Raw genomic sequence first — 6,878 nt, forward strand, 5'->3', positions numbered from 1 at the left:
GTTTATGGAAGATAAATTAGTTACATTAGCTATTCTGACGTATGCAAAAGCGCAAATACTGAAGAATGTACTTGAGAATGAGGGTATTGAAACCTATATAATGAACGTAAATCAGATACAGCCTGTTATATCTTCTGGTGTGCGTGTACGAATAAAGGAAAGCGATTTGCCTCATGCTCTAAAAATTACTGAAAGTTCAGCTTGGTTATCTGAGGAGGTAGTAGGAGGAAAGTCTCCCAAAATAGAGAAAACAAATAATAAAGTTCTTATTCCCGTAGATTTCTCTAATTATTCGTTGAAAGCATGTGAGTTTGGTTTTAATTTTGCTCATAGTATAGGTGCAGAAGTTGTCTTGTTACATGTTTATTTTACACCTATATATGCAACTTCTTTACCTTATGGTGATGTGTTCAATTATCAACTTGCTGATGAAGAGAATGTTAAGAATATATTACAAAAAGTTCATGCTGATTTAAATTCCTTATCAGACAAAGTAAAGGAAAAAGTTGCTACTGGAGAATTTCCTAGTGTAAAATATGCTTGTGTATTACGTGAAGGTATTCCTGAAGAGGAAGTCTTGCGTTATGCTAAAGAATATCGTCCACGAATTATTGTGATGGGAACAAGAGGTAAAAACCAGAAAGATATTGATTTAATTGGTAGTGTTACTGCAGAAGTAATTGAGCGTAGCCGAGTACCAGTATTGGCCATTCCGGAAAATACTCCTTTTAAGCAATTCGCTGAAGTGAAACGTATTGCTTTTATCACTAATTTTGATCAACGTGATTTGATTGCTTTTGATTCTCTGATAAGTAGCTTGAAGCCATTTAAATTTGCTATTTCTTTAATTCATCTTTCAGATGTGAAAGATACATGGAATGAGATTAAATTAGGCGGAATCAAAGAATATTTCCAAAAACAATATCCGTTATTAGATATTAGTTATGATGTTGTGAAAAACGATGATTTATTGAATAGTCTAGATACTTATATAAAAAGTAATCATATAGATATTATTGCATTGACTTCTTATAAGAGAAATATATTTTCTCGATTATTTAATCCCGGTATTGCCCGAAAAATGATTTTTCATTCTGATACACCTTTATTAGTTACTTACGGACGACCGAACTGATTTAAATATGCTTCTTATATTTGAGTAATAATCAGTATTATGTTTAATATACAAATCTAATTCATTATAATTTCATTAGTTAGCTCCCCTGATAGAGAAATAAAGCTTTTCATTGCAGAATTGCTAAAAAATAAAAGCCTAACCAATTTTACTTGGTCAGGCTTTTTCATTATAATCATTTTAGAATTATTGCATCAGCTTTTCGATTTCATCGAATTCCGGTCCCATATCCAAATTATAATATACTCTATAAAGACCATTCAACCACAAGTCTTTTTGATCAGGTTTCAATTGTCTTGCCTTCTCATAATTTGGTTTTGCCTTTTCATAGAAAGACTTTAATGTAGTTTGGTCAACTTTGTATTTCGGATCGTTTACATCAGTTGTAGCCTTCTCTGAGAAATCTTGAGCTTGTAAACAGTAGATTAATCCTAAATTAGAGAATGCCTCTGCGTAATTAGGATCTACTTCAACAGTCTTAGTATAGAACTCAATTGCCTTGTCATAGTCCTTCATGTTATGATAAAGATAGCCTTTTACATACAGATAGAATGTATTATTGGGGTCTTTAGCTAACATATCATCAGCGAATTGCATAGCTTCATCATACTTGTTGTTATTGCTATAGTAGTCAATCAAATGGCCAAAGAAGAATGGGTGTTCAGGATACTTCTGAATACCTTCCTTCAATGAATTTACCCATTTTACTGTATCACCTTCAGCTTTCAAAGCAGTAGAAATAAATTCCATTGCGTACTTTCCTACTTCTTTATCATTTTGTGCATAAGGAGCATACTTTAATACACTAGGATAATCTTCCATCTTAGCAGCTGCCAAACTTGCATAATAAGCAATTTGAGGTAATACTGTGTCAGTTTTCAATAGGTTTTCTTTTTCGAACATCGGGTTTGATGCAACATCAACATAAGTTGCAAAGAATTCAAAAGCTTCTTTATTCTTATCTTGATTAAAGAATTGAATACCACCGTTGATTAAATTACCGCGTTCTGCCAAAATAGAAGCAGAATTTGATTTTCTGAATTTATTTTTAATCTTGCCTTTTTCATCAGGAAGTTGTGCAAGTTCATCACATTTGAAGTAGTATTTACACATGTTCAATGCACTATTGTACACCTGAAGAGTATCGTATGGCTTTCTCAGGTAGGCATTTTCCATTTCTTTTTCACTTCTTTTCTTTTGAATAAGACCGGCTACATCCCAAGTTTCAGGTTTATCCTTTGTTTCGGGATTAGTCAAAGCTTCATTGATCAGCGCTTCTGCTTTGGCAAAATCTGGCTTTACTTCATTAGCAATACTTTTAGCTTCTTTTACACTCTTTTCTTGAGCAAATACAAAGCTAGCGGCAAGTAGTAAAACCATTGAAAATAGTACTCTTTTCATGATTGTAGAAAATTTAAATTAATATTATGTCTATTCTTCATTTTCGTTATTAATCTCTTCTTGAGAACCTTGAGGTAGGTTTTCATCTTCTTCCTGAATAGCAATTTCATCTTCATTTTCAGAAGTAACTTTGCATACTGAGCCGATTTCATCGTTACGCTTTTCAAGGTTAATCAAACGAACTCCCTGTGTTGCACGTCCCATGATACGGACATCAGCTACTTTTAGACGAATGGTGATGCCTGATTTATTGATAATCATTAAGTCATTTTCATCCGTTACAGACTTGATTGCTACCAATTTGCCTGTTTTATCAGTGATATTCATCGTTTTAACGCCTTTACCTCCACGATTAGTCTTTCGGTAATCTTCAATGTCTGAACGCTTTCCATAACCTTGTTCAGAGACAACCATAATCGTTTCAGTGTCAGGATCCTTAATGCAAATCATACCTATAACTTCGTCTTGTCCATCTTCATCTAACGTCATACCACGTACTCCAGTGGCTGTGCGACCCATTACGCGTACAGCATTTTCATGGAAACGAATTGCACGACCGTTACGATTAGCAATGATGATTTCATTATCGCCGTTTGTCATACGCACTTCAATAACGCGATCGTCTTCACGAATTGTTATAGCATTGACACCATTTTGGCGAGGACGTGAATACTGCTCAAGCAAAGTTTTCTTGATAACGCCGTTTTTGGTACAGAATAAAACGTAATGGCTATTGATGAAGTCTTGATCATTCAGATTCTTCACACGTAAATAAGCATTAACAGCATCATCAGAGTCAATGTTTAATAAGTTTTGAATAGCACGTCCTTTAGAATTTTTCGTACCTTCAGGTATTTCATAAACTTTCAGCCAATAGCATTTACCTTTTTGAGTAAAGAACATCATCGTGTTGTGCATAGTTGCAGGGTAGATGTGCTCTATAAAGTCTTCATCACGGGTTTCAGTGCCTTTAGATCCTACTCCACCACGGTTTTGTGCACGGAATTCACTCAACGGAGTACGTTTAAGGTATCCCATATGAGAAATGGTGATAATCATTTCATCATCTGCATAGAAATCTTCCGGATTGAATTCTTCGGAAGAATAAACAATTTCAGAATGACGTTCATCACCATATTTCTCTTTTACTTCGATCAATTCATCTTTAATAACTTTGCGACAGAGTTCATCATTGACGAGAATTTCCTCATAATAAGCAATTTGTCTTTGAATTTCTTCATATTCAGCATGAAGTTGATCTTGCATAAGACCAGTGAGCTGACGTAAACGCATTTCAACAATGGCACGAGATTGGATCTCAGTCAACTGGAAGCGTTCCATCAAGCCAATAATAGCATCATTCGGGGTTTTTGCCGCACGAATAATTTTTATTACTTCATCAATATTATCAGATGCAATAATTAGACCTTCCAAGATATGTGCACGTTCTTTAGCTTTGCGCAAGTCATATTGAGTACGGCGGATTACTACATCATGGCGATGTTCTACGAAATACTTAATTAAATCCTTCAGATTCAACAGACGAGGACGTCCATGAACCAATGCTACATTGTTTACACCAAAAGATGTTTGCAATAATGTCATTTTATAGAGCTTATTCAGCACTACACTGGCATTAGCGTCACGCTTAACATCAATAACAATGCGCATTCCTTCACGATCGGATTCATCATTCGCATTAGCTATGCCTTCTATCTTCTTTTCATTAGCTAGGTCGGCAATGTTTTTGATTAACTCTGCTTTATTGACGCCGTAGGGAATTTCGGTTATAACAATCTTGTCATGTGTTGAACCGGTCTCAATTTCGGCTTTGGCACGCATGATAACTCGTCCACGACCAGTGAGATATGCCTCACGTACGCCACTCATTCCATAGATATAACCTCCGGTCGGGAAGTCGGGAGCTTTAACATAAGTCATAAGCTCTTCTATATCTATACCATTGTTATCGATGTATGCAACACAGGCATCAATCACTTCAGACAAGTTGTGAGTTGGCATATTAGTTGCCATACCTACAGCAATACCTGACGCTCCATTAACCAAAAGGGTTGGAATACGTGTCGGCATGACAGTAGGCTCCTGTAATGAGTCGTCAAAGTTGTTTTGCATGTCAACAGTCTCTTTGTCAAGATCCTGCATTGTCTCTTCACCAATTTTTCGTAGACGACACTCTGTATAACGCATAGCAGCTGCACTATCACCGTCTACAGAACCATAGTTACCTTGTCCGTCCACCAACATGTAACGCATAGCCCATGGTTGTGCCATGCGGACAAGCGCACCATAAACGGAAGAGTCACCATGAGGGTGATACTTTCCTAATACTTCACCTACAACTCTGGCTGATTTTTTATAAGGTTTGTCTGATGTATTTCCTAATCCCATCATTCCGAAAAGAATTCTTCGGTGAACGGGTTTAAAACCATCTCTAACATCCGGGAGAGCACGAGAAACGATAACCGACATTGAATAGTCAATGTACGATGACTTCATCTCCTCCTCGATGTTAATCTTTATAATTCTGTCTTGTTCAAGCATTTAAAAAGATTATTAATTATACATTTTCGGGTTCGTGAAAAACCACGCTAAAGTACTGCTTTTTTACGATATACAAAAGTTTTCAGGCATAAACTTTGCTTCGTGCTTCACTTATATTGTGCATATATATAAAATAGGTATAAAAGAAGAACTAGTAGATAAAACTTTTATGGCACGGGATTTGTATATTATAAAACAGTTAAATTTGGATACGTTGAAATAATAATTGCGTATCTTTGTCAATGGATAACCTTTTAATAGAGGAGAATAATAAAGTATGAACAATCAATTTTCACAAAGAGTTTCTGATATAATAACTTATAGCAAGGAAGAAGCTAACCGATTAAGAAATAGATATATCGGTCCTGAACACCTTCTGCTCGGCATGTTACGCGACGGCGGAGGAAAGGCTATTGAGATATTGATGAAGCTTGATATAGACTTAAAACGCGTAAAGAGCCGTTTGGAGAGCTTTCTTAAGGATGCGGAAGATGATACTCTCCTACCGGATGCTGATGTTCCTCTGTCACCTATGGCAGCCAAAATATTAAAAATGTGCATGTTAGAAGCTCGTCTTTTAAAGAGTGCGACTGCAGATACAGAGCATGTATTATTAGCTATACTGAAAGATGGTGATAACCTTGCTGCAACAGTTTTGGAAGAAAATAAAGTAGATTATCATTCTGTATTTGAGCAACTTTCGATGAAATCGACCAATCCAAATGCAGGAATGGGATTTACTGAAGACGATGAAGATGAAGAAGAGGATATGAATGCTTCCCGTTCTTCTCGTAATACCGGTGCCGGTCAGGCGTCAGCAGCACAGGCTGCGAAAAAGCCATCAAATGATACTCCTGTATTGGATAATTTCGGTATGGATATGACTCGGGCGGCGGAAGAAGGAAAACTTGATCCTGTGGTAGGTCGTGAACGCGAAATAGAGCGTTTAGCACAAATATTAAGTCGTCGCAAAAAGAATAATCCAGTGTTGATCGGTGAACCGGGAGTTGGTAAATCTGCTATTGTTGAAGGACTTGCGTTACGTATTGTGCAGAAGAAAGTATCTCGAATCTTGTTTGAAAAGCGAGTTGTGATGCTTGATATGGCTTCCGTTGTAGCCGGAACAAAGTATCGCGGGCAATTTGAAGAACGTATTCGTTCTATTATCAATGAGTTGCAGAAAAATTCGAATGTCATCCTTTTCATCGATGAAATTCATACTATTGTAGGGGCAGGTGCTGCTGCAGGTTCTATGGATGCCGCTAACATGCTTAAGCCTGCTTTGGCTCGTGGTGAAATACAATGCATTGGCGCCACTACTCTTGATGAATATAGAAAGAACATCGAAAAAGATGGTGCCTTGGAACGTCGTTTCCAAAAAGTAATTGTAGAACCTACTACAGCAGCCGAAACACTTCAAATCTTGAAAAACATCAAGGAGAAGTATGAAGATCATCATAATGTGAACTATACGGATGAAGCACTTGAAGCATGTGTCAAGTTGTCAGACCGTTATATAACAGATCGTAATTTTCCTGATAAAGCAATTGATGCTTTGGATGAAGCAGGATCACGAGTGCATCTGACCAATATAAATGTTCCAAAAGAAATTGAAGAGCAAGAGAAGTTGATCGAAGAAGCACGTTCCCTAAAGGGTGATGCGGTGAAATCACAGAATTTTGAACTTGCGGCAAGTTATCGTGACCGTGAGAAGATGCTTTCTACACGTTTGGATGAAATGAAAACTGAATGGGAAGCCCGTCTTAAAGACGATCGCCAG

General features: G+C 36.9%; 4 protein-coding genes. 2 read left to right on the forward strand and 2 right to left on the reverse strand.

Annotated features, from left to right (window positions below; translation table 11 throughout):
* Positions 1–4 precede the first annotated feature (4 nt).
* On the forward strand, positions 5–1,135 hold the full coding sequence (locus tag Q1W14_RS10510) for a universal stress protein (RefSeq protein WP_300701358.1): 1,131 nt from the start codon (positions 5–7) through the stop codon (positions 1,133–1,135).
* Positions 1,136–1,321: 186 nt separating this feature from the next.
* Here Q1W14_RS10510 and Q1W14_RS10515 read toward each other — a convergent pair whose 3' ends face one another.
* Together Q1W14_RS10515 and gyrA are read right to left on the reverse strand one after the other, a co-directional pair.
* Positions 1,322–2,536 (reverse strand): tetratricopeptide repeat protein, encoded by a 1,215-nt coding sequence (locus Q1W14_RS10515; protein WP_300701359.1) that lies wholly within the window; start codon positions 2,534–2,536, stop codon positions 1,322–1,324.
* Positions 2,537–2,566: 30 nt separating this feature from the next.
* Positions 2,567–5,098, reverse strand: coding sequence for a DNA gyrase subunit A (gene gyrA, locus Q1W14_RS10520; RefSeq protein ID WP_300701360.1), 2,532 nt, complete (start codon positions 5,096–5,098; stop codon positions 2,567–2,569).
* 277 nt (positions 5,099–5,375) lie between these two features.
* On the opposite strand from gyrA, the gene Q1W14_RS10525 reads away from it, so the two are divergent.
* Positions 5,376–6,878: ATP-dependent Clp protease ATP-binding subunit (locus Q1W14_RS10525; RefSeq protein ID WP_300701361.1), on the forward strand; the 1,503-nt coding region annotated here is incomplete at its 3' end.

The organism is Bacteroides sp., from assembly GCF_030151085.1.
Classification (GTDB): Bacteria; Bacteroidota; Bacteroidia; order Bacteroidales; family Bacteroidaceae; genus Bacteroides.

What these genes read in the sequence shown, in the direction of transcription:
- Q1W14_RS10510 (WP_300701358.1), top strand. Translation starts at nt 5, where the DNA reads ATGGAAGATAAATTAGTTACATTAGCTATTCTGACGTATGCAAAAGCG.
- Q1W14_RS10515 (WP_300701359.1), bottom strand. Translation starts at nt 2,536, where the DNA reads ATGAAAAGAGTACTATTTTCAATGGTTTTACTACTTGCCGCTAGCTTT.
- gyrA (WP_300701360.1), bottom strand. Translation starts at nt 5,098, where the DNA reads ATGCTTGAACAAGACAGAATTATAAAGATTAACATCGAGGAGGAGATG.